Annotated in this window: 17 protein-coding genes; 9 read left to right on the top strand and 8 right to left on the bottom strand. The window is 64.3% G+C overall.

Annotated features, from left to right (window positions below; genetic code table 11):
* Window positions 1-11: 11 nt before the first annotated feature.
* Window positions 12-1,508 carry a malate dehydrogenase (quinone) gene (mqo, locus tag PJ259_RS04745; protein ID WP_271654929.1) on the bottom strand — a complete coding sequence of 499 codons (1,497 nt, stop codon included), beginning with the start codon at window positions 1,506-1,508 and terminating at the stop codon, window positions 12-14.
* A 455-nt stretch (window positions 1,509-1,963) separates the two neighbouring features.
* Window positions 1,964-3,553, bottom strand: coding sequence for an ABC-F family ATPase (locus PJ259_RS04740; protein WP_271654928.1), 1,590 nt, complete (start codon window positions 3,551-3,553; stop codon window positions 1,964-1,966).
* Window positions 3,554-3,915: 362 nt separating this feature from the next.
* On the opposite strand from PJ259_RS04740, the gene PJ259_RS04735 reads away from it, so the two are divergent.
* Window positions 3,916-4,098 (top strand): hypothetical protein, encoded by a 183-nt coding sequence (locus PJ259_RS04735; protein ID WP_271654927.1) that lies wholly within the window; start codon window positions 3,916-3,918, stop codon window positions 4,096-4,098.
* A 706-nt stretch (window positions 4,099-4,804) separates the two neighbouring features.
* Here the strand turns inward: PJ259_RS04735 and PJ259_RS04730 are convergent.
* Window positions 4,805-5,035, bottom strand: a complete 231-nt coding sequence (locus tag PJ259_RS04730) for a hypothetical protein (protein ID WP_271654926.1) — start codon at window positions 5,033-5,035, stop codon at window positions 4,805-4,807.
* A gap of 157 nt (window positions 5,036-5,192) precedes the next feature.
* Here PJ259_RS04730 and PJ259_RS04725 point away from each other — a divergent pair, with 157 nt between their 5' ends.
* Complete coding sequence (locus PJ259_RS04725) at window positions 5,193-5,453, top strand: hypothetical protein (RefSeq protein ID WP_271654925.1); 261 nt, start codon at window positions 5,193-5,195, stop codon at window positions 5,451-5,453.
* A gap of 318 nt (window positions 5,454-5,771) precedes the next feature.
* Here the strand turns inward: PJ259_RS04725 and PJ259_RS04720 are convergent, their stop codons facing one another.
* Window positions 5,772-6,170, bottom strand: a complete 399-nt coding sequence (locus PJ259_RS04720; RefSeq protein ID WP_059314948.1) for a response regulator — start codon at window positions 6,168-6,170, stop codon at window positions 5,772-5,774.
* A 227-nt stretch (window positions 6,171-6,397) separates the two neighbouring features.
* Between PJ259_RS04720 and PJ259_RS04715 the strand changes: the two genes are divergently transcribed.
* A complete protein-coding gene (locus PJ259_RS04715) occupies window positions 6,398-6,592 on the top strand; it encodes a hypothetical protein (protein WP_059314947.1) in 195 nt (64 codons plus the stop codon).
* 60 nt (window positions 6,593-6,652) lie between these two features.
* Here the strand turns inward: PJ259_RS04715 and PJ259_RS04710 are convergent, their stop codons facing one another.
* Together PJ259_RS04710 and PJ259_RS04705 are read right to left on the bottom strand one after the other, a co-directional pair.
* A complete protein-coding gene (locus PJ259_RS04710; RefSeq protein WP_271654924.1) occupies window positions 6,653-7,861 on the bottom strand; it encodes an MFS transporter in 1,209 nt (402 codons plus the stop codon).
* Window positions 7,858-9,072, bottom strand: a complete 1,215-nt coding sequence (locus tag PJ259_RS04705; RefSeq protein WP_271654923.1) for an MFS transporter — start codon at window positions 9,070-9,072, stop codon at window positions 7,858-7,860. The genes PJ259_RS04710 and PJ259_RS04705 overlap by 4 nt, the downstream gene beginning before the upstream one ends.
* Window positions 9,073-9,136: 64 nt before the next feature.
* On the opposite strand from PJ259_RS04705, the gene PJ259_RS04700 reads away from it, so the two are divergent.
* Entirely contained in the window at window positions 9,137-9,622 is a 486-nt protein-coding gene (locus PJ259_RS04700; RefSeq protein WP_333909677.1) for a DUF192 domain-containing protein, read from the top strand.
* A 358-nt stretch (window positions 9,623-9,980) separates the two neighbouring features.
* Here the strand turns inward: PJ259_RS04700 and PJ259_RS04695 are convergent, their stop codons facing one another.
* Both PJ259_RS04695 and xthA read right to left on the bottom strand, forming a co-directional pair.
* Window positions 9,981-11,336, bottom strand: coding sequence for a substrate-binding domain-containing protein (locus tag PJ259_RS04695; protein WP_271654922.1), 1,356 nt, complete (start codon window positions 11,334-11,336; stop codon window positions 9,981-9,983).
* Between the two features lie 69 nt (window positions 11,337-11,405).
* On the bottom strand, window positions 11,406-12,218 hold the full coding sequence (gene xthA, locus PJ259_RS04690; RefSeq protein WP_271655824.1) for an exodeoxyribonuclease III: 813 nt from the start codon (window positions 12,216-12,218) through the stop codon (window positions 11,406-11,408).
* Between the two features lie 178 nt (window positions 12,219-12,396).
* Here xthA and PJ259_RS04685 point away from each other — a divergent pair, with 178 nt between their 5' ends.
* The 5 genes from PJ259_RS04685 to PJ259_RS04665 all read left to right on the top strand — a co-directional run bounded on the left by PJ259_RS04685 (window position 12,397) and on the right by PJ259_RS04665 (window position 22,878).
* The gene (locus tag PJ259_RS04685) at window positions 12,397-14,073 is read left to right on the top strand and encodes an autotransporter assembly complex protein TamA (RefSeq protein ID WP_059314941.1); all 1,677 of its coding nucleotides are present in this window, start codon (window positions 12,397-12,399) and stop codon (window positions 14,071-14,073) included.
* Window positions 14,070-17,762 carry a translocation/assembly module TamB domain-containing protein gene (locus tag PJ259_RS04680; protein ID WP_271654921.1) on the top strand — a complete coding sequence of 1,231 codons (3,693 nt, stop codon included), beginning with the start codon at window positions 14,070-14,072 and terminating at the stop codon, window positions 17,760-17,762. The genes PJ259_RS04685 and PJ259_RS04680 overlap by 4 nt, the downstream gene beginning before the upstream one ends.
* A gap of 79 nt (window positions 17,763-17,841) precedes the next feature.
* Window positions 17,842-18,342, top strand: coding sequence for a thiol peroxidase (tpx, locus tag PJ259_RS04675; protein WP_271654920.1), 501 nt, complete (start codon window positions 17,842-17,844; stop codon window positions 18,340-18,342).
* A gap of 159 nt (window positions 18,343-18,501) precedes the next feature.
* Window positions 18,502-19,737, top strand: a complete 1,236-nt coding sequence (locus PJ259_RS04670; protein WP_059314938.1) for an MdtA/MuxA family multidrug efflux RND transporter periplasmic adaptor subunit — start codon at window positions 18,502-18,504, stop codon at window positions 19,735-19,737.
* A gap of 9 nt (window positions 19,738-19,746) precedes the next feature.
* Window positions 19,747-22,878, top strand: coding sequence for a multidrug efflux RND transporter permease subunit (locus PJ259_RS04665; RefSeq protein ID WP_271654919.1), 3,132 nt, complete (start codon window positions 19,747-19,749; stop codon window positions 22,876-22,878).
* Window position 22,879: the final 1 nt, after the last annotated feature.

Raw genomic sequence — 22,879 nt, 5'->3', positions numbered from 1 at the left:
CACCTTGGGTATCACGCCGGCTGGTCGAGTTGCAGTACGCGGGTGGTGCGCTCCCGCACTTCCCGCAGCAGCTCCGGCTCTTCGGCCAGCTTGTGACCAAAGGAGGGGAACATGGTGCGCAGCTTGGCCTGCCACTCTTCGCTCTGGTAGCGGCTCGGGAAACAGCGCTCGACCAGGGTCAGCATGATGGACACCGAGGTGGAAGCACCTGGAGAGGCGCCCAGCAGGGCGGCGATGGTACCGTCACCGGAAGCGACGATCTCGGTGCCGAACTGCAGGATGCCGCCTTTCTGCGGGTCCTTCTTGATGATCTGCACCCGCTGGCCGGCCACTTCCAGGCGCCAGTCCTGCTTGCGCACGGCCGGGTAGAAGGCGCGCAGCTCTTCGACGCGCTGGTCGAAGGACTGCAGTACCTGGCCGACCAGGTAGCGGGTCAGCGGCATGTTGTCCCGCGCCACGGCGAGCATGGGGCCGATATTGCCCGACTTGATCGACTTGGGCAGGTCGAGGAAGGAACCGCGCTTGAGGAACTTGGTGGTGAAACCGGCGAAGGGTCCGAACAGCAACGACTTCTTGCCATCCACCACGCGGGTGTCCAGGTGCGGTACCGACATCGGCGGGGAGTTGACCCCGGCCAGGCCGTAGACCTTGGCCTGGTGCCGTTCGACGATGTGCGGATCGTCGCAGCGCAGCCATTGGCCGCTCACCGGGAAGCCACCGTAGCCGGCGCCTTCGGGGATGCCGGACTTCTGCAGCAGCGGCAGGGCCGCGCCACCGGCGCCGAGGAAGACGAACTTGGCGATCAGCGTGCGGGTAGCACCGGAGCGACTGTCCTCGATGGTCAGGCGCCAACGCTGATCCGCTTCGCGGGTCAGGTCCACCACCTTCTGGTTGTAGCGGACCTGGGTGCCGGGGCGGGTCTGCAGGTGACCCAGCAGGCTCATGGTCAGGGCGCCGAAATTGACGTCGGTACCACCGGCCACATGGGTCGCTGCCACGGCTTCGGTAGCTGGCCGGCCTTCCATCACCAGGGGCATCCACTCGCGCAGCTTGGCGTGGTCCTCGGAATACTCCATGCCGTCGAAGCAGGCGTGGTCCTTGAGGGCCTCATAGCGCTTGCGCAGGAAGGCGATGTCCTTGGCGCCATGCACGAAGGACATGTGTGGCACGGGGCTGATGAAGGCGCGCGGCGAACCGAAGTGGCCTTCCTCGACCAGGTAGGACCAGAACTGCCTGGAGGCCTCGAACATGCCGTTGATGCTGAGGGCCTTGGTGACGTCGATGCTGCCGTCCGCCTTTTCGGGCGTGTAGTTCAACTCGCAGAGGGCCGCATGGCCGGTTCCGGCGTTGTTCCAGGGGTTGGAACTCTCCGCCGCGCCTACGTCGAGCAGTTCGAGTACCTCGACGGTACTCGTGGGCTCCAGCTCCTTGAGCATGACCGCCAGGGTCGCACTCATGATTCCCGCGCCGACGAAAACGAAATCCGACTCTTCGTTACCACTGTGCATTCATCGTACTCCTGAGACAGTGTCTCGCTTTACACCTGAGGGAGATCGGGCGTCGGAGCCCGACCTCGAGTTGGGCAACCCCGAGCTGGCCGCAAAGGGCCGAGCAGGGGTGAGCAACCGGTAGGGCATGGCAGTCAGTTGCGACAGCGGCCGTCCGGCAATGTTCTGATTTATTGAGTTGGAGCCAAATGTCCTGGTGGATCGGCGGAGGCCGATGCCAGGCGGGGCGGCCAGGATGCGACAGGGAGCCCGTCGAGCGTGCCGGAAGGGGGCGCTACGTGTTACGAGACGTGGCAGGAGACCCCTGGTCTCCCGGCGCAAACGATAGGTATTGATCGCGGCGATCCTGGTCGAGTACCCGTTTCGGTGCGAAATGATACCTAGGGTAACTGCTTAGGGCACCATCTATTTTAACCGTGTAGTGGGCATCAAGACCCACTACACGGACCTCGCGCTTAGCCGTTGATGCCTTGGCTGCGCAGGTAATCGTCATAGCTGCCGCTGAAATCCACCACACCGCTCTCGCTCATGTCGAGGATGCGGGTGGCCAGGGAGGACACGAATTCGCGGTCGTGGCTGACGAAGATCAGGGTGCCCGGATAGTTTTCCAGCGCCAGGTTCAGCGCCTCGATGGACTCCATGTCCAGGTGGTTGGTGGGCTCGTCCATCACCAGCACGTTGGGCTTCTTCAGGATCAGCTTGCCGAACAGCATGCGTCCCTGTTCACCACCAGAAATGACCTTGATCGACTTCTGGATGTCGTCGCTGGAGAACAGCATGCGGCCCAGGGTACCGCGTACCATTTGCTCGCCGCCCTGGGTCCATTGGGCCATCCACTCGAACAGCGTGGCATCGTCGGCGAAGTCCTCGGCGTGGTCCTGGGCGAAGTAGCCGACATCAGCGCTGTCGGTCCATTTCACTTCACCGCTCTGGGGAGCCATCTCGCCCACCAGGGTGCGCAGCAGGGTGGTCTTGCCGATGCCGTTGGGGCCGATGATGGCGACCCGCTCGCCGGCTTCGATCTGCAGGCCCAGGCGCTTGAACAGCGGGGTGCCGTCGAAGCCTTGAGTGACGTTCTCCAGGGTCACCGCCTGGCGGTGCAGCTTCTTGTTCTGCTCGAAGCGAATGAAGGGGCTGACGCGGCTGGATGGCTTGACCTCGTCCAGCTGGATCTTGTCGATCTGGCGCGCCCGGCTGGTGGCCTGCTTGGCCTTGGAGGCGTTGGCCGAGAAGCGACTGACGAACTGCTGCAGTTCGGCGATCTGGGCCTTCTTCTTGGCGTTGTCCGACAGCAGGCGCTCGCGGGCCTGGGTGGCGGCGGTCATGTACTCGTCGTAGTTGCCCGGGAACAGGCGCAGCTCACCGTAGTCCAGGTCGGCCATGTGGGTGCAGACGCTGTTCAGGAAGTGGCGGTCGTGGGAGATGATGATCATGGTGCTGTTGCGCGCGACCAGGATGCCTTCCAGCCAACGGATGGTGTTGATATCCAGATGGTTGGTAGGTTCGTCGAGCAGCAGCAGCTCCGGATCGGAGAACAGTGCCTGGGCCAGCAGTACCCGTAGCTTCCAACCGGGGGCGACGGCGCTCATGGGGCCAAAGTGCTGGTCCTGCGGGATGCCCAGGCCGAGCAGCAGCTCGCCCGCCCGCGCTTCGGCGGTGTAGCCATCGTATTCGGCGAACTGCACTTCCAGTTCGGCCACGGCCATGCCGTCGTCTTCGCTCATTTCCGGCAGGGAGTAGATGCGTTCGCGCTCGGCCTTGACCTTGGCCAACTCGGCGTGGCCCATGATCACGGTATCGATGACGGTGCAGTCTTCGTAGGCGAACTGGTCCTGGCGCAGCTTGCCCAGGCGCACGTTGGGTTCGAGCATCACCTGGCCGCCGGTGGGCTCGAGGTCACCCCCGAGAATCTTCATGAAGGTGGACTTGCCGCAGCCGTTGGCGCCGATCAGGCCGTAGCGATGGCCGTTGCCGAATTTGACGGACACGTTCTCGAACAGCGGCTTGGCGCCAAACTGCATGGTGATGTTAGCGGTGGAGATCAAGGGGGTACCTATCAGGGACTAAAGGCGTCGCGAGAGCTGACGGTATCGATTCGATACCGACGCCGAGCTTGGCTATCTCGCTCGGAGCTGAACCTGTGCCGATCCAGCGAGCGTAGGTGGAAAGAAAAAATCTGGAGGAGGGTTTCCCAGCTGTAGGGCGATGAGGCCGAAGCTCATGCCGGACATTGCGTTCATTGTCTCATAGGTCCGCCAGCGGTGATAAGGCCGCCGTGGGTACCAGAGCGCTGCTCCGACTCGCCCTGGGTCGCATGATCTTCGGACCGCTGGTGATGATGGCCAGTGAACGGCGATCACCCGGACGCTTCTCATGCTGCACCGATGCAGCCATCCCAGGAGCAGATATGTCCGAGCAGACGAAGAGCCGAATAGATGCTGGAGCGCCGCGGGAGCAGTTGCCGCCCACGCTGGAGGAGACCCAGGCCCGCAATGCCGAGCTGCGGATGCAGAAGATGGCGAAGCAACGCCAGCAGGCGCTGGCGGAACGGTCGCTCACCGCTGCCAGGAATGAAAAGCAGGTGCCTTGAGCCTCGGGACCATCGGTCATAATGGCCACTGAACAGGTACCTCCTTGCGCGTCTCCAATACAGTGAGGCCACTATTGGCCTCACTGCGAGGTGACCCATGATCACAACGACCACTCATTGGCAAAGATTCAGTTCGCCACAGGCTCCCGGAATGATCGCAAGGTCGATGTTCGGGATCGACGTCCAGCTGGCTGGGGGGCAAGGTGGGCAGGCCACAGAGCCCGCTCCGGCTAAGCCACCGGAGCCTGCCGATACGGATGGCGCCGATCCTGACGAGCCCTCGACGCCGGTGCCTGGCGAAAGCGACGACCAGGAACCAGCGCCTCGGTAATCCCCCTGAGTCCCGACAAAGCCCAGCCGACGTGTTGGGCTCTGTCACGGACAGTGGTAGGTAAAGCGCCAATATGAAGAGCCTATCTGTTGAACGCTTTCAGCCGCGCGAGGAGTGCCCTTCTTTGGTTTAGGCTAGATGTCTCTTTTGTTTTGAATAAAAGGAGATTTTTTCTAAAACTTCAGAGCTCTTTGCTGAAGGTGATGCAATCGGCAATATTGGAAAGTAATGATAAGAGGGGATTCAGTTCTCTGATTGCCCTATTCGCCCTGTATTAAACGAAGCGGCTAAAAGAGTAAAGAATTCGAGTGGGAATTGATGGTGGGTGTAAAGCATGGCTTGAGTAACCACCTGTGGAGGGTAAGTGCCGCTTCGCTATTTGATAACGGGCTTGTCTTGTAGGTCGAGTAAAAAGCGAAACGCACTTTGAACGGTGGTCTGGCGGTCCTGTATCTCTGCGATGCACAGCGTCAGCATGTCCCTGAGCGCTTCTGAGTCAGCGGTTCCGTGGCATTCGTATATCTGTCGCAGTAGCTGGTTGATCGCATCCTGTTCCGCGGCGTATCGCTCCAGCAGCAGGCCATGCTTTCGGTCCTGTTCGTTCATGCGACTTCCTCCGGTACGGGCTGATCGGTATCCGGCGATCGTTTTGCCACCGTTGGGAAAGAGTTTAAACCCGAAGTGTCGGATGGGTGGTCAACGACAGCATTGCGAGATATATGTCAAAGGATGAGGCGTATCAGTAGTTTCACCCAGGAGTCCCATGAACAGGTTAAAAGAAGCGCTGGAGATGCTCGATCCTCCGGTGAAGCATTTCATCGAATACCGGGGTGAAGATGTCTTGCTGACGCTTTTGGATCCCAAGGTGCCAGCAAAGGTATCGCGCCTCATTGCCAAGCGCACGGTACTGAATAGTGAGGCGCTCAATGTCATGGTGTTGTATGCCGTCAACGAACTTCGTCTGAAAGGCTCTCTTGTTCCTTTGCAAGCCGATACGGTGCTCATTGGCAGGAAGGCGCCTTAATTCGCATCAGAGGTTAAGTGAGTGATAAAGATGATGGTTGACCATTGCTACCTGGGATGGGCGCCCTTGGCCATCGCAGTGGGTAACTGCCGGCCGTAAGGGCCGCGTTCTTTCTCATCCGCGTCGGCCTCTGATAACCGTATTCGATGCACGAACGTCTGCCTGGCAGCAGCCGATGTCTGTGGGGTCACCTTGGCGATGCCATGCAGTAGGTGACTTGGTTATTTCCTAACCTGCGACATCTGTCCTGCTGATACAGATGCCTTGAGCGTTCGGTTCCCCGTCAACGGGTCGGCGGACATCCCTGTCCATGGCGACCTAAGGCGCCGGTAGCGGAACGACCTTCCAAACGGCCTCGGTCAGCTGATCGAGGGTCCAGGGTTTATGCAGGAAGGGCACGCCGGGTGGCACGTCGTTTCTCAGGCCGGCATAGCCGGACATCAGCACGAAGGGCACGGCGGGCCAGCGCTCGGTGACGATCTTGGCCAGCTGGATGCCATCGATCACCCCGGGCATCCGCACGTTCGACACCACAACGTTCACCTGCTGCCAGTGCAGTTCCAGAAACTGCAGGGCGGCATCGGCGGTCCCGAAGGTTTCCACCTGGAAGCCTTCCTGCTTGAGCACCTCGCGCACCAGGGCTTGCAGCAGCAATTCGTCTTCTGAGACGACGGCGAGCAGATTGGCATCGTTGGCTGGACGGGTCGGCGTATCCATAGGCGGCGTTCCAGGAATGGAAGATCTCTGGAGTCTAGTCAAGCGCCGGCTTTTTGCCTGGCCGATTGTGCCAAGGCAGATTCCTGATCGAGTCTGGCCTTGGGCGTTGCTCTGGCCACGGCCTCGCCACGAGCGATGCCATGGCGACGTGCGGTCACGGCTTCGCTGCAACCTCTGCGGCTGACCGCCTACTAATGCTCAAGACCTACCCTTCATAGGAGCTTGGCATGAACCTGTTGCTTTCTTCCGCACCCGACACCACGGTACCCCTGGCCTGGTGGCTGGGTGGTGACCAGGCGCCGCTCAACGACTCCGACATGGCCGATGAGGAGATCGATACCGAGATCCCCGATGAGGTGGCGGAGAACCTGACCGAGCCGGCCAAGCCGCCCGCGCCGATTCCGGATCCTGGTCCACTGTAGGAAAAGTAGCCAGGCGGGGGCGTCGCGCCGGACCACTAGGGCATCGCCCCCCAGGCTGGCCTAGGCACCTGAGGCGGTGAGATTTTCCCTGAGCGCGCGGCGATAGAGCAGGGCGCTCAGGCCCAGACCCGCCAGGGCCATCAAGCCAGCGAAGAGAAAGATGGCGCTGAAACCGAAGCCATTGGCAATCGCACCGGCCAGTGGCCCGGTAATCCCCAAGGCCAGATCCAGGCACAGAGAGTAGGCGCCCAGGGCAGCGCTGCGATTGGTGGGCGGTACCTTGACGATGGCCTCGACTCCCAGGGCCGGATAGACCAGTGACAAGCCGAAGCCGGCCATGGCGGCGCCAACCAGGGCCATCTGGGGCGTGACCGCCAACCAGAGCAGCAGCAGCCCCAGGGTTTCGACCGTGAAGCAGGCCAGGGCAACGCGGAAGCCGCCGATCTTGTTGATAGCCCCGGCGAACAGTAGCCGGGCGCAGATGAAGGCGGCGCCAAAGGCGGTCAGGCAGAAGGCCGCGTTCGGCCAGCCATTGCTGGCGTAGTAGAGGGTGACGAAGGTGGCGATCGCGCCAAAGCCGATGGAGCTCAGCAGCAGGCAAAGACCGAAAGGACTGATGCGCCAGAATACCTTGTGGAAGGGCAGTCGATCGCCGGCGATGACCGGGGCCGGTTCCTTGTTCCAGGCCAGCGCCAGGCCCAGAGCACCCAGCAGGGCGATAGCGACACCCAGGCTCCACAGCCCCAGGCTGGCCACCATGGCGACGCCTAGTGGTGCGCCTATGGCAAGGGCACCGTAGGCGGCGATGCCGTTCCAGGAGATCACCTTGCTCACGTGCTGCATGCCGACGCTGCCCATGCCCCAACTGAGGCAGCCGGTGCCGATCATGGCCTGGGACATGCCTAGGATCACCCGGCCGACGATTAGCAGGCCCAGGCTAAGCGCCGGCACGCTCTGCAACGAAGTCGCGAGCAAGGTAAGGACGCCGCAGGCGACGCAGCCGAACAATCCGTAAATGACCCCGCGCTTGGCGCCGATGCTATCGGCCAGCTTGCCGGCGAGCGGTCGAGTGAACAGCGTCGCCAGGTACTGGATACTGATCGCCAGCCCCGCGATCACCGAACCGTAGCCGAGATCGTCATGCACATAGCCCGGCAGGATCGCCAGTGGCAGACCGATGGCCAGGAACAGCAGAAAGCTGAAGATGACGATGGAAACGATGCGTCGATTGATGGCGAGTGCGGTGACAGGCGGGGCGGTCGTGGTCATGGCTGTTCTCGAGAAGACTCGTCGAAACGGCGGAGGAGGCGGACGCTGAGGCCCAGGCCGGCGAGGGCGGACAGCGCGGCGCACAGGAAGCTGGCGGCATAGCCGAAGTGGGTGGCTACCGCGCCGATGAGCGGGCCGGTCACCGCCAGCGAAAGGTCGATGAACACCGAATAGCCTGCCAGGGCAGCGCCCCGGTTGGAGGCCGGGACCCGCTGCACCGCTTCCACGGCCAGCGCCGGGAACACCAGCGAGAAGCCGATCCCGGTGAGGGCGGCGCCGACCAGGGCAGTGGTCACGCTGGGCGCCAGCCACAGCGTGGCCAGGCCGATGGCTTCCACCGCCAGGCTGACGATGGCGACACGGAAGCCGCCATGCCGGTTGATGGCATTGGCGCATACCAGGCGCACGCCTATGAAAAAGCAGCCGAACACCGTGAGACACAGCGCCGCGCCGCTCCAGCCCTGGCTGGCGTAATACAGGGTGATGAAGGTGGCCAGGGTACCGAAACCGATTCCACCCAGCGCCAGGCCGAGCCCAAAGGGCAGGACCCGCCCGAGCACCGTGGTGAAGGGAAGGCGTTCACCGCGTACCGGAACGATGGGTGGGCGCGGCTTGGCGATGCGGTAGCCCAATACCGCCAGGGCTATGATGCTGGCGCCCATGACCCAGAGACCCAGCAGGTCGACCAGCACGACGCCAAGGGGCGCGCCGATGGCCAGGGCGCCATAGCTGGCGACGCCATTCCAGGAGATCACCTTGGCGGTATTGGACGGGCCGACGCGGCCGATTGCCCATGAAATGGCACCGGTACCCGAGAGACTTTCCGCACAGCCCAGTACCAGGCGCCCGAGCAGCAGGGCGCCGAGACTGATCCAGGGCCAGTCCTGCAGGAGGATCGACGCCAGCATCAGCAGTCCGCTGATGCCGCAACCGAGCATGCCGTAGAGCACCGACTGCTTGGCCCCTACCGTGTCGATAAGGCGGCCGGCGTGGGAGCGCGAGAGCAGGGTAGCCAGGTACTGACTGCTGATGACCAGACCCGCGATGATGGAGTTGAAGCCCAGATCCTCATGCACATAGCCCGGCAGCACGGCCAACGGAATACCGATGGTCAGGTAGGCGATGAAGGTGAAGAGCACCGTCCCGAGGGTGATGCGGGTGGCCAGCGCGGGTGAGGGTGAGGGTGCGGGTGGTAGGCTTGCGGTCGACATCGGACTCGAGAGGTTGTCTGACAATGTGGGATAGATTGCTTTCGCCTGGCAAAGGTCACACGTCATGAGGTTTTTTGTCCATGATCCCCAGGCACTCGGGCAGCGCCGGTCGCCGGGCATGGCCAGACTGGCTGTCCTATTGGCGGCACTGAGTGCTTTTTCGGTTGCGGCAGCCGAGCCCCTTGTTCTACGGATCGGTGACCATCGGCTCCGCGTCGAGGTGGCGAGTACGCCTGAGCAACGGGCGCGTGGGCTCATGGGGCGTTCGCCCCTGGGAGCGGACGAAGGCATGCTGTTCGTCTTCCCTGGTGACGACGCGCGCTGCCTATGGATGCGCGATACGCCCAGTGCGCTGGCCGCCGCCTTCATCTCTGCGCAAGGCGACATTCTGAACGTCGTCGAGATGCGCCCATTGAGCGACACCCATCACTGCTCGCGTGCACCTGCGCGTTACGCCTTGGAAACGGCCACGGGTTGGTTCTCGACGCGGGGCATTCATCCGGGGGAGCGCATCCAGGGGCTCGGTGCCGTCAGGCCTGTGCCCAGATGATTACGACGCGCAAGAAGCATTGGTTGGGCTGCCTGGTCTGGGTGACACAAGCCATGCCTGGGCTCAGGTCGATTGCGCATTGAAGATATCAAGATGGGAATTGAGGCTATCCCAGCTAGAACGCAATGCGATTTACTGCCTGATAAATATGATTTTTATCAATAGGTTAAGTAGGCTTAGTGAAGTCCTCTATGAACTAATCTTGAGAAACCACTTTAAGTCTCCCCGCGTGGTGCACACGAGCTAGGGATGTCGGGACGGCCGTCAGGAAACGTCTTTTCACTAGCCTGCAACGGCCAATCGCGTAGCGCCTTACGCTGCCGTTACGCGTTCGCCTCAAAGCCAGGATGCGCGATCTCTAATGAATCCAGGCCTCGACGCGGCGATTCTTCACGCGGCCATTGGGAGATAGCCCCGCCACTGGCAACTGGTCGCCAAGCCAGAGCAATTCGTTGGCGAAGGCTTTCTGGTGACGCAAGGCCGTGGCGACTGCGTTGGCCCGCAGGCGGGCCAGGAGGGCGGCGCGCGCGGGGTCTTCGGTGGTGTCGTTGAAGCCGACCAGGATGAGCTGGCGTTGCGCATTCTCCGGGCGGCGCATGAAGGCGGCCAGCCGCTCCACGTCGCGCAGCGCCTTGTTGTCGAGATGCGCACTGCCGGAGGTGAAGCGAAAGTTGACCGTGAGGCGCTGGGCGCGTCGGGCCAGTTCGCCATAGGAGGCAGGCATGCCCTGGGTATCACTGATCTTGACTGGCTCGATGCGCTGGGCGACGAACCCGCTCTGCTGGACCACGGCCTGGCCCGCCGGCGTCTGGCTGAATTCGAGCAGGGCGCGGGCCCAATCCGAACGCCGCGCCGGCGGGCCGTAGAGGAACAGTCGCCGTGCCAGCGGATAGTCTTCGGTGGCGATGCTGGCTTCGCTGGGTGCGATGGCCCGACCCTGGCCATCGCGCAGGGCGAGCTTCGGCAGATTGGCCGCCGCCGCCAGGCTCGTGAAGCCAATGCCCGCCGGATCACTGGCGACCTGTTGCGCGAGCTCCTCGTTCGATTCATAGCGTTTGGCGGCGGCGTTGAGGTGCTTGCCCTGCGGATTCAGAACCAGCTCGCGAAAGGTGTCGTAGGTGCCCGAGCGATCATCCCGGGCATAGAGCCGGATCGGACCAGGCTTGCCGCCCAGCTGTTGCCAGTCGGTGATCTCTCCGGCGAAGACCTGCGCCAGTTGCTGGAGGCTGAGCTCGTGCAAGGAGTTGCCCGGATGCACGATGATCGCCAGGCCGTCCAGGCCGATGACATATTCCGCGTCCTTGCTGCGCAAGTCTCCAAGGCCGGCCAGGGCGTTGACTTCAGTATCATTGATCGGTCGCGAGGCGGCGGCCAGGTCCGTGGTGCCGGCGGCCAGCGCGGTGAAACCAGTGCTGGAGCCATGGGCGGCGATGGGGACTGCCACCCAGGTGCCGTCCGGGGCGCGGGCGGTCAGCCGCCATTCGTCCATCGCGTCGGTAGGTACCACTTGGGGATCGCGGTAGCCGCGCTCGGCGAGTAGCGCCGCAACCAGACGGGGTCCCAGGCGTGCGTTGATGGTGTTGGAGCCCTGCAGGCGCAGCAGGGTGGTTGCCGGCTGGCTGGCCAGGAGCGGCAAGGGCAGCAGCGGAAACAGCAGCATGAGCACTGTGCTCTGCAGGAACAGGCGGCGGAATACTGGCGCAGAGCGGTTCATGGTCGGGCCTCGAAGCTGAAACGAGGCCGCCACCTTAGGCACGCCGTGTGACGGCGGCGTGACAGGACTTCACGTCAATTCTAGCCAGACCGGCGCATGGTCGGAGGGCTTCTCCATACCGCGGATTTCATAGTCCACGCCCGCCCCGGCGATACGCTCGCGCAACGCCCGGGAGGCCAGGATGGTGTCGATGCGCAGGCCACGCTTGGGCTCGTCTTCGAAACCCCGGCTGCGATAGGGGAACCAGCTGAAGCGATCGTCCACGTCCGGATGCAGATGACGGTAGCTGTCGATCAGGCCCCAGCCCAGCAGGCGCTGCATCCACTCGCGCTCTTCGGGCTGGAAGCTGCAGGCGCCGGTTCTCAGCCAGCGCTTGGCATTGGCTGCACCGATGCCGATGTCGTGATCCTGGGCGGAGATATTGAAGTCACCCATGAGCAGCAAGGGCGTGTCAGGCGAGAAACGCTCCTCAAGTAGATTCTGAAGATCGGCGTAGAACTTCCTCTTGCCAGGGAATTTTGTGGGGTGAGCGATATTCTCGCCTTGAGGAAAATAGCCATTCATGACCACCAGGGGCTGGCCCTGCCTGTCGGCGAAGACCCCGTAGATGAATCTTTTCTGGGACTCTTCGTCGTCGCCCGGAAAACCCTTGTGCAGCTCCAACGGCGCCAGACGCGACAGCAGCGCCACACCGTAGTGGCCCTTCTGGCCGTGGTAATGCACGTGATACCCGAGGGACTCCACGTCCGCCAGGGGAAACTGGTCATCCGATACCTTGGTTTCCTGCAGGCCGATCACGTCGGGATCGTAGCGTTCTATGATTGCAGAAAGCTGATGAGGTCTTGCGCGTAATCCATTGATATTGAAGCAAATAATCTTCATGTTACCTTCCTGAAAGATGATTGGTCCTAGCCTATCAGAAAGCGCCTTGCCGAAGCGGCCACCAGGCGAACCCTGGCCTTTCCGGTTTGTCTCACAGCGCAACGCCCGTTAGCATTCCTGTATGAATAAACCGAACGCTCTACGCCGTGCCCTGATTGGTGTTTGTTGTCTGCATGGCATGGCCTGGGCGGCGCCGGCCGAGGTCAGCGTTCGTGTTCAGCCGGCCAACAACCCGCTGCGAGACAACATCCAGGCCTATATCGGCTCTGTCGAGGGACGCGATGCGGCAGGCTTGCAGCGTCTGCGTCCGGCGACGGAGCGGCAGGCCGAGCAGGCGGCGCAGGCGCTGGGTTACTACCACGCGCAGATCGAGACCCGGGTCGAGCCGGGGGAGACGCCGAGATTGGTGGTCGAGGTGCGTCCAGGCGAGCCGGTCAAGTTGCGCCATGTCGACATCCGTATCGAAGGTCCGGCGCGAGAGCTGCGCGCCTTCCAACGCCCGGTTCCGGCGGGTTTGAAGCCAGGTCAGGCGCTGAATCAGGGACTTTATGAAGACGCCAAGAGCCTGATCCAGAACCAGGCGCAGCGCTACGGCTTCTTTCGCGGCACCTTTACCCAGCATCAGTTGCGTATCGATCCTGCCACCGGGTTCGCCGACATCGCGCTGGTGTTCGACAGCGGTCCGCGTTTCGTCCTGGGCAAGGTTTCCTTCGAAGGCAATGCCCCCTTCGATCCCGATCTGCTGCAGCGCATGGTGCCCTTCGCCCCGGGTACGCCTTACGATTCCGAGCTGATCGCCGATTTCCAGAGCAACCTGCTGGCCAGTGGCTTCTTCGACGGTGCGCGGCTCGATACCTATCCCAAGTCCGAAGGCGCCGCCGAGGTGCCGGTGACCGTGACCCTGAGAACCCGCAAGCCGCGGACCTTTGGCTTTGGCCCCGGCTATTCCACGGACGTTGGCCCGCGACTCAGATTCACCTGGGAAAACCACTGGCTCAACCCTCAGGGGCATAGCCTGGGCGCCGAGGCCGAGCTGTCTGCGCCCCGGCAGAGCATCGCCACCTGGTACGACATTCCTGGCCAGGATCCGATCAACGACAAGTTCCGCTTCGCCGGCGGCTACCAGTACGAGCAGATCGCCGACGACGATTCCCTGAGCCAGCTGCTTACCGTGGGCCCCGAGTGGCACCGCAAGTTTCCCAACGGGTGGGAGCGGGTGCTGTCCCTCAAATGGCGTAACGAAAGCTATCGCCTGGGCAACGACGAGGGCACCTCCAACCTGGTGATGCCTGGGGTGGACTTCTCGCTCCTGCGCAGTGACAACCGGATCGACCCCAATCGCGGCTATCGGCTGCAGTTCGGCGTCTCAGCGGCGAAGGAGGGGTTGCTTTCGGACGCCAACATGATCCATGCCACCGCCCTGGCTCGTGGCCTGATCACGGTGGGCGATGGCCATCGCTTCCTGGGGCGGCTGCAACTGGGAGGCAACCTCACGAACGGCTACAACAAGGTCCCACCGTCGTTGCGGTTCTTTGCGGGCGGCGACCAGAGCGTCCGCGGCTATGACTACCAGACCCTGTCGCCGGAAAACGACGAAGGTGACTACGTAGGCGGCCGATACCTCGTCGCGGGTGGCGTCGAGTATCAGTATCCCTTGCGCGACAAGTGGCGCCTGGCGACCTTCATCGACCAGGGCAGCGCCTTCAACGACCTCAACAATTACGAACTCAAGACCAGCGTCGGCATAGGCGTACGCTGGGTCTCGCCGGTAGGACCGATCCGTGTCGACCTGGCCCACGGCCTCGACGAACCCGGCGGCATCCGCCTGCACTTTTCCATAGGACCTGAGCTGTGAAGTCGGTAGGTGGTGTCATCCTTGGCGTACTGGCGACTCTGCTCGGTGCACTGATCCTGCTGCTGGCCCTGGTGCTGGGTAACGGCAGTATCGGCCGCCTGGTGCTGGATCACGTTCCTGGTCTGACCCTGGCCGATTTCCAGGGCCGCCTGGGCGGCCACTGGCAGGCGCGGCAGCTGGTGTGGGATGGCGGCGCCACGCGGGTGACGGTCGAGGCGCCCGAGTTCGCCTGGCGGCCCGGTTGCCTGTTCCGTTTGCAGCTGTGCATCGACACCCTGGTCGCCTCGCGGATCGCCATCGACCAGGCGCCCAGCACCGAGCCCGCGCCAGAGAAGGACGGTCCGGTTCGCTTGCCCAGCCTGGACCTGCCGCTCGGTGTGCAGTTGGGCGAGGTCCGCATCGGCGAAGTGCTCTACAACGGTGCCGAGCAGGCACGAGACGTGGAATTGCAGGCCCGCTGGCAGGCCGATGGCATCGCCATCGAGCGTCTGGCCGGCGCAGCCCACGGCGTCACCCTGGATACCCATGGTCGGTTACAGCCCAACGGCGACTGGCCGCTGCAACTGCAGGGCGCTTTGGGCCTGCCCGCGCCGGATAATGCTCCCTGGCCGCTGACGCTCAAGCTGGAAGGCGAACTGCAGAAGGCCCTGCACCTGGAGGCCGATAGCAGTGGTTATCTACCCGGACGGCTGACCGGCACGGTCCAGCCGCTGGTGGAGAATGTCCCCGCCGATCTGCAACTGGTGGCTGATAGTTTCAAGGCGGCGGCCAGTCTGCCCGACACCCTGCGCCTGAATGACCTCACGTTGACCGCCCGGGGCGATCTTGCCGCCGGCTACGCCCTGGTGGGCCAGGCGAAATTGCCGGGCGAGGGTGGTCCGGTGGCCCTGAATCTGGATGGCCGCGTCGATGCCCAGGGCGCGCGGATCGCCGCCCTGCGCCTGCAGGCCACGCCCGAACAACGGGTGATGCTGGCCGGGCAGGTCGACTGGCACGAGGGATTGGCCGCCGATGCCACGCTGGACTGGCGTGATTTCCCCTGGCGGCGGCTATATCCCATGGCGGAGCCACCGGTGAGCCTGCAGCGCCTGCAAGGCGAAGTGGCCTATCGAGATGGCGCCTACCTGGGCAATCTCAAGGCCGCCGCCACGGGCCCGGCCGGCGCCTTTACCCTGGCCACCCCCTTCAGTGGCGACACCACCCAGCTCAATCTGCCGTCCCTGGATCTCCAGGCCGGCCAGGGGCGGGCGCAGGGCAAGGTCAATCTGGGCTTCACCGACGGCGTCAGCTGGCAGGTGGCCCTGGACCTGAGCCGCCTCGATCCGGCCTTCTGGGTAGCCCAGCTGCCCGGCAGCCTGGGCGGTCCGCTGCGCAGCTCGGGCGCTTTCAAGGATGGTCGCCTGCAGCTGGATGCCGATCTGGACCTCAAGGGTCGACTGCGCAACCAGCCGGCCGTGCTGGCTGCCAAGGCCAAGGGCGCTGGCGAGCAGTGGCAGGTATCCGAACTCGACATTCGCCTGGGTGACAACCGGATTCAGGGGCAGGGCGCCCTCGACCAGCGTCTGCAAGGTCAGCTCCAGCTGGACCTGCGCCGCCTGGCTCAGCTCTGGCCCGATCTTTCCGGTAGCGCCCAGGGCCGCCTGGACGTGGCCGGGACCCTCAAGGCCCCTGCTGGTCAGTTGCGCCTCGACGGTCGCCAGCTGGCCTATGCTGACAGCCGCATCAGCAGCCTCGCGCTGGCCGCCAACCTGGATGATCGCCAACGCGGCACGCTGGACCTGACCGCCCAGGGGCTGCAGGCCGCCGGTCGCGATTTCGGTGTCTTGCGCCTGCAGGGACAGGGTGATCGCCGTCAGCAACAGGCGGATCTTTCGCTCAAGGGGTCGCAACTGAACCTGATGTTCGCGGCAGGTGGCACCCTGGCCGACAACGGGGACTGGAAGGGTCAGCTGTCTCGTGGGTCAGTCGCGGCCAGCGGCCAGAACTGGACCCTGCAGAGTCCGGCCCGCATCGAGCGCCTGAACAGTGGTCGTCTGGAGCTGGGTCGCCACTGCTGGCGCTCCGGCGCGGCCAGCCTCTGTGGCGACGATCAGCAGTTGCTGCCCGATACCCGTCTCGCCTGGCACCTGCGTGCCTTCCCGCTGGCCAGTCTGCAACCCCTGTTGCCACCGGAGCTGGCCTGGCAGGGCACCCTCGACGGCGACGTCGACCTGCGCCTGCCCAAGGCCGGGCCCGATGGCGAGATACGCCTGCAGGCCGGGCGCGGTAGCCTCAAGCTGCGCGACGCCGCCGGTCAGTGGCAGACCTTCAGCTATGACCGCCTCGATGTCACCAGCGCCCTGAAGCCACAACAGGTGGATACCCAGGTGCAACTGATTAGTGCCGACCTCGGGCAACTTAATGTCCAGGCCCGGCTGGATCCCCGCGATCCGCGTCAGGCGCTGGCCGGGCGCTTTCAGTTGCAGGGGCTGAACCTGGCCCTGGGCAAGGCCTTCGTCGAGGGCATCGAGCATCTCGAAGGCAAGGTCAGCGGCTCCGGCGAACTGGGCGGCACCCTGCTGCAGCCGCGGGTCAATGGCCAGATCCAGCTCACTGGCGGCGACATTGGCGGCGGTAGCGTGCCGACCCGTCTGCAAGATCTCGGTCTTACCGCACGCATCCAGGGCGATACCGCGATCCTCGACGGGGGCTGGCGCAGCGGCCCCCAGGGGCGTGGGCAGATCCAGGGCAGTGTCGCTTGGGCCGAAGGCCTGGATGTCGATGTGGCGGTTACCGGCGACAAGTTGCCGGTCAACGTCGAGCCCTATGCGCAGCTGGAAGTGGCGCCCAATCTCAAGATCATGATGAAGGACGGGCGCCTGGCCCTGGCCGGTGAGGTCCGGGTGCCCCGCGGCCGTATCCGGGTGCAGCAGTTGCCTCCGTCCACGGTCAAGGTGTCGGACGATGCCGTCATCGTCGGCCAGGAGGCCCCGGCCAAGCAGCAGGCCATGCAGATCGCCATGGACGTCGACGTCCTGGTCGGGTCCGACAAGCTCACCTTCGATGCCTTCGGCCTGTCAGCCGAAATCGTCGGCAAGGTGCATATCGGTGACAACCTCGACACCCGTGGCGAGCTGAATCTGCGCAACGGTCGCTACAACGCCTACGGTCAGCGGCTGACCATGAGGCGCGCCCGACTGTTCTTCCAGGGCCCCATCGCCCAGCCCTACATCGATGTGGAGGCGGTGCGCGTGGTGCAGGAGCAGAACGTCACCGCAGGGCTGCGCCTCTCGGGCTTCGCCCAGCAGCCACGTATCGAGGTGTTCTCCGAGCCGAGCATGAGCCAGGAGCAGGCGCTGGCCTACCTGGTCCTGGGGCGACCGCTGTCGAGCGGAAGCGAGGGAGACAACAACGTGCTCGGTCAGGCCGCCCTGGCACTGGGCCTGGCCGGCAGCTCGGGTACTGCGGGCGCCCTGGCGCAGCGCCTGGGCATCCAGAACTTCCAGCTGGATACCGCCGGGTCAGGGGACAAGACCAGCGTCGTCGCCTCGGGCAACCTTACCGATCGGTTGTCGGTGCGCTATGGCGTAGGGGTGTTCGATTCGGCCAATACCGTCGCGCTACGCTACCAGCTCACCCGACGGCTCTATCTGGAGATTGCCAGCGGTCTGGCTAATTCCCTGGATTTCTTCTATCGCCGCGATTTTTAAAGCAGGGGCGTGTAACGCTTTGATCGTCCGCGGAAAACGTGTTTACTCCCTGTCCCGTCTCATGAGAAAGGAGCAGTTCATGGCAACCGTCAATTTGCGCGGCAATCCGGTCGAGGTGCAGGGTAACCTGCCGCAGCCCGGGCAGCAGGCGCCGGCCTTCAGCCTGGTCAATGGCGATCTGCAGGACATCACCCTGGCCAGCCTCGCCGGCAAGCGCAAGGTGCTCAACATCTTCCCCAGCGTCGACACCCCGACCTGCGCCACCTCGGTGCGCAAGTTCAACACCGAAGTCGACAAGCTGGATAACACCCTGGTGCTGTGCATTTCCGCCGATCTGCCGTTCGCCCAGAAGCGCTTCTGTGGCGCTGAAGGCCTGGAGAAGGTGATGAACCTCTCCACCCTGCGCGGTGCCGAATTCCTGCAGGACTATGGCGTCGCCCTGGCCAGCGGTCCGCTGCAAGGCCTGGCTGCCCGCGCCGTGGTCGTGCTGGACGAGCAGGACAAGGTGCTGCACAGCGAGCTGGTGCCCGAGATCGGCCAGGAGCCGGACTACGCGGCCGCACTCGCCGTTCTCGGCTGATTGCCGACAACCCACCGCCCAGAGCGGTGGGCGCTTCGAAACGGGCAGGCGCCTTTTGTGCCTGCCCGTTTTGCTTTAGGTAAAATCGCAGTAAAGGCGCTGGTTAGCCGTCTCGCTACTGCTTATCTTCCGCCTTCTCCAGCGTGTACGTATTCTCCGATGGCCGACTCTTCGCTCCGCTCCTCCTCCCGTCGCCGACTCGTCTGGCTGCTCGTCCTCATCGTGCTGGCGGCCGCTGGCGGCTGGTACTGGTATCACCAGCACGGGCAGAAGAGCGAGGCTGCCGCGGGCAAGGGCGCGCGCTCGCCCTTTGGCATGACCGGGCCGACGCCGGTGCGCGTGGTGGCGGTCGAGCAGCGCAGCTTTCCCATCGTGCGCCGGTCCATCGGCACGGTAACCGCGCTCAATACCGTGAACGTCCGCACTCGGGTCGCCGGTGAGCTGGTACGCGTTGCCTTCGAGGAAGGGCAGAAGGTCAAGGCCGGCGACCTGTTGGCCACCATAGATCCACGACCCTATCAGGTGGCCCTGCAGCAGGCCGAGGGCACCCTGCAGCAGAATCAGGCGCAGCTGCGCAACGCCGAGCTGGACCTCAAGCGCTATCAGGGCCTGTTCCGCGAAGACAGCATCGCCAAGCAGACGCTGGATACCCAGGAAGCCCTGGTCAACCAGTATCGCGGCACCCTCAAGAACAGCCAGGCCGCGGTGGCCGATGCCAAGCTGAATCTGGCCTTCACCCAGATCAAGGCGCCCATCGCCGGCCGCGTCGGCTTGCGTCAGCTCGACGGCGGGAACCTGCTGTCCGCCAACGACAGCACCGTGGTGGCCGTCATCACCCAGACCCAGCCGATTTCGGTGGTCTTCACCCTGCCGGAAAGCCAGCTCGGCGAGTTGCTCAAGCGAGCCCGCGCCGGCCAGACCCTGCCAGTGGAGGCGTGGGATCGCGGCGGTGCACGCAAGGTCGCGGACGGTACCCTGCAGAGCTTCGACAACCAGATCGATACGGCCACCGGTACGCTCAAGTTCCGGGCCCGTTTCGCCAATGGCGACGAGGCACTGTTCCCCAATCAGTTCGTGACCGTCCGGGTGCGCGAACAGGTGCTGGACCAGGCGCTGGTAGTGCCTTCGGCGGCCATCCAGTTCGGCTCCAATGGCACCTTCGCCTATGTGGTGGGACCCGACAACAAGATCCAGGTCCGCAGCCTCAAGCTGGGTCCGGATGACGGTAGTCTCACCGTGGTCACCGAAGGCCTGGCCGCCGGCGACCGCGTGGTGACCGAAGGCACCGACCGGCTGCGCGAGGGCAACGAGGTGGAGGTGGTCACCGGGGCTTCGGCGGCGCCCAGCGAACCGGCCAAGCCGGCGGTACGCAAGCCCGGCAAGACCCAGGGCTGATCGGCCGCGATGGATATCTCGCGCCCCTTCATCCTTCGCCCGGTCGCCACCACCCTGTTGATGGTGGCGCTGCTCATCGCCGGTCTGCTGGCCTATCGCTTGCTGCCGGTCGCGGCCTTGCCGCAGGTGGACTATCCCACCATCCGGGTGCTCACCCTCTATCCCGGCGCCAGCCCCGATGTCATGACCAGCGCCGTCACCGCGCCGCTGGAGCGTCAGTTCGGGCAGATGCCGGGCCTGTCGCAGATGGCCTCGACCAGCTCGGGCGGCGCCTCGGTCATCACCCTCAGGTTCAACCTGGAACTGGACCTGTCGGTCGCCGAGCAGGAAGTCCAGGCCGCGATCAACGCGGCCAACAACCTGCTGCCCAATGATCTGCCGGCGCCGCCGGTGTACAACAAGGTCAACCCGGCCGATACGCCCATCGTCACCCTGGCGATCAGCTCCAGGACGCTGCCGCTGCCCACGCTCTATGACCTGGTCGACACCCGCATGGCGCAGAAGCTCGCCCAGGTGACCGGGGTCGGCATGGTCAGCCTCGCCGGTGGCCAGCGCCCGGCGGTGCGCATCCAGGTCGATCCGGACAAGCTCGCGGCCCATAACCTGACCCTGGCGGATGTGCGCAGCCTGGTCACCAGCGAGAACACCAACCAGCCCAAGGGCAGCTTCGACGGCCCCACCCGGGTGGCTACCCTGGACGCCAACGACCAGTTGCGCGATCCCAAGGCCTATGGCGATCTGATCCTCAACTACGCCGACAACGGCGCCCTGCGTCTCGGGGATGTGGCCACCATCGCCCAGGGCGCGGAAAACGACCGCCTGGCCGCCTGGGCCAATCGCAGCGGTGCCATCCTGGTCAACGTCCAGCGTCAGCCTGGAGCCAATGTCATCCAGACCGTCGACCGCATCCAGGCGCTGCTGCCGAGCCTCAGGGAAAGCCTGCCGGCCGGCCTCGACATCGCCGTGCTCAGTGATCGTACCGAGACCATTCGCGCCGCCGTCACCGACGTCCAGCACGAGATGCTGCTGGCGGTAGGGCTGGTGGTGATGGTCACCTTCGTTTTCCTGCGCCGGTTCAGCGCCACCCTGATTCCCTCGGTCACGGTGCCGCTGTCGCTGATCGGCACCTTCGGCGCCATGTACCTGGCCGGCTTCTCGCTGAACAACCTGTCGCTGATGGCCCTGACCATCGCCACCGGCTTCGTCGTCGACGACGCCATCGTCATGCTGGAAAACATCTCCCGGCATCTGGAAGAGGGCGCCACGCCAATGGAGGCGGCGCTCAAGGGCGCCCGGCAGATCGGCTTTACCCTGGTGTCCCTGACCGTTTCGCTGATCGCCGTTCTCATCCCGCTGCTGTTCATGCAGGACGTGGTGGGCCGACTGTTCCGCGAATTCGCCATCACCCTGGCGGTGGCCATCCTCATCTCCCTGGTGATCTCCCTGACGCTCACGCCGATGATGTGCGCGCGGCTGCTCAAGCGCGAGGAAGCCGCCGAGCACCAGCTGGTCTGGCTGGAGCGGCTGATCGCCGGCTACGGCCGCGCGCTGCGCTGGTCGCTGGCGCACCGGGCATTGATGCTGCTGCTGGCCGTGGCGACCTTCGTGCTGACTGCGGTGCTCTACCTGCTGGTGCCCAAGGGGTTCTTTCCGGCCCAGGATACCGGCTCGATCCAGGGCATCACCGAGGCGCCCCAGTCGATTTCCTTCCGCGGCATGAGCGAACGCCAGCAGGCCCTGGCCGCGGTGGTGCTCCAGGATCCGGCGGTGGCGAGCCTGTCTTCCTATATTGGCGTCGATGGTGACAACGTCACCCTCAACAGCGGTCGCATGCAGATCAACCTCAAGCCGCAGAGCGAGCGCGACGTCACCGCCCAGGAGGTGATCGACCGCCTGCGGCCCGAGGTCGCCAAGGTAGTGGGTATCACCCTCTACATGCAGCCGGTGCAGGACCTCAGCGTCGAGGACCGAGTCAGCCGCACCCAGTACCAGCTGAGCCTGGACTCGCCGGATGCCAACCTGCTCGACACCTGGGTGCCGCGCCTGACCGAGGCCCTGCGGGAGCGTCCGGAACTCACCGACGTCACCAGCGACTTGCAGAACAAGGGGCTGCAGCTGTACCTGACCATCGATCGCGACGCCGCGGCGCGTCTGGGTGTGCAGGTCTCGGCCATCACCGACGCCCTCTACGACGCCCTGGGTCAGCGGCAGATCTCGACCATCTACACCCAGGCCAACCAGTACCGGGTGGTGCTGGCCAGTGCCGCTGCCGACAGCCTCGGACCGGATGCCCTGAACCAGGTCTGGGTGAAGGCGGGCAGTGGTACCTCTTCCAGCGGCAGCAGTGGTACCGGCACGGCCAGCACGACCGAAACCACCACGGACACCAGCCGCGCTCCGGTGCGCCTGTCCAGCCTGGTGAAGATGGAGCAGCGACCGACCCGCTTGGTGATCAATCACCTGAGCCAGTTCCCGGCGGTGACCCTGTCCTTCAACTTGGCGAACGGTGTTTCCCTGGGTGCCGCGGTGGCGGCCATCGACGCGGCCAAGCAGGAGATCGGCCTGCCGGTGGGCATCAACACCCACTATCAGGGCGCGGCAGCGGCCTTCCAGGCTTCGCTGTCCAGCACCCTGCTGCTGATCCTGGCGGCGGTGGTGGTGATGTACATCGTGCTGGGGGTGCTCTACGAGAGCTTCATCCACCCCCTGACCATCCTCTCGACGCTGCCGTCGGCGGCCATCGGCGCCTTGCTGGCACTGTTGCTGACCGGCAACGACCTAGGCCTGATCGCGGTGATTGGCATCATCCTGCTGATCGGTATCGTCAAGAAGAACGCCATCATGATGATCGACTTCGCCCTCGACGCCGAACGGCACCAGGGCCTGAAACCGGAGGAGGCTATCTATCAGGCCGCGCTGCTGAGATTCCGGCCGATTCTCATGACCACCCTGGCCGCGCTGTTCGGCGCGGTGCCGCTGATGCTGGCGACTGGCGCTGGCGCCGAACTGCGCCAGCCGCTCGGCCTGGTGATGGTGGGTGGCCTGCTGGTCAGCCAGGTACTGACGCTGTTCACCACCCCGGTGATCTACCTGGCTTTCGACCGCCTGGGCGAGCGCCTGGGTCGGCGCAGGGCGGCCTGAG

This window comes from Pseudomonas sp. JBR1, from assembly GCF_028198185.1.
Taxonomy (GTDB): domain Bacteria; phylum Pseudomonadota; class Gammaproteobacteria; order Pseudomonadales; family Pseudomonadaceae; genus Chryseomonas; species Chryseomonas oryzihabitans_E.
This window is presented reverse-complemented; position numbering and strand designations above follow the sequence as displayed.

What these genes read in the sequence shown, in the direction of transcription:
- mqo (WP_271654929.1), bottom strand. Translation starts at nt 1,508, where the DNA reads ATGCACAGTGGTAACGAAGAGTCGGATTTCGTTTTCGTCGGCGCGGGA.
- PJ259_RS04735 (WP_271654927.1), top strand. Translation starts at nt 3,916, where the DNA reads ATGTCCGAGCAGACGAAGAGCCGAATAGATGCTGGAGCGCCGCGGGAG.
- PJ259_RS04730 (WP_271654926.1), bottom strand. Translation starts at nt 5,035, where the DNA reads ATGAACGAACAGGACCGAAAGCATGGCCTGCTGCTGGAGCGATACGCC.
- PJ259_RS04725 (WP_271654925.1), top strand. Translation starts at nt 5,193, where the DNA reads ATGAACAGGTTAAAAGAAGCGCTGGAGATGCTCGATCCTCCGGTGAAG.
- PJ259_RS04720 (WP_059314948.1), bottom strand. Translation starts at nt 6,170, where the DNA reads ATGGATACGCCGACCCGTCCAGCCAACGATGCCAATCTGCTCGCCGTC.
- PJ259_RS04715 (WP_059314947.1), top strand. Translation starts at nt 6,398, where the DNA reads ATGAACCTGTTGCTTTCTTCCGCACCCGACACCACGGTACCCCTGGCC.
- PJ259_RS04710 (WP_271654924.1), bottom strand. Translation starts at nt 7,861, where the DNA reads ATGACCACGACCGCCCCGCCTGTCACCGCACTCGCCATCAATCGACGC.
- PJ259_RS04705 (WP_271654923.1), bottom strand. Translation starts at nt 9,072, where the DNA reads ATGTCGACCGCAAGCCTACCACCCGCACCCTCACCCTCACCCGCGCTG.
- PJ259_RS04700 (WP_333909677.1), top strand. Translation starts at nt 9,137, where the DNA reads ATGAGGTTTTTTGTCCATGATCCCCAGGCACTCGGGCAGCGCCGGTCG.
- PJ259_RS04695 (WP_271654922.1), bottom strand. Translation starts at nt 11,336, where the DNA reads ATGAACCGCTCTGCGCCAGTATTCCGCCGCCTGTTCCTGCAGAGCACA.
- xthA (WP_271655824.1), bottom strand. Translation starts at nt 12,218, where the DNA reads ATGAAGATTATTTGCTTCAATATCAATGGATTACGCGCAAGACCTCAT.
- PJ259_RS04685 (WP_059314941.1), top strand. Translation starts at nt 12,397, where the DNA reads ATGGCCTGGGCGGCGCCGGCCGAGGTCAGCGTTCGTGTTCAGCCGGCC.
- tpx (WP_271654920.1), top strand. Translation starts at nt 17,842, where the DNA reads ATGGCAACCGTCAATTTGCGCGGCAATCCGGTCGAGGTGCAGGGTAAC.
- PJ259_RS04670 (WP_059314938.1), top strand. Translation starts at nt 18,502, where the DNA reads ATGGCCGACTCTTCGCTCCGCTCCTCCTCCCGTCGCCGACTCGTCTGG.
- PJ259_RS04665 (WP_271654919.1), top strand. Translation starts at nt 19,747, where the DNA reads ATGGATATCTCGCGCCCCTTCATCCTTCGCCCGGTCGCCACCACCCTG.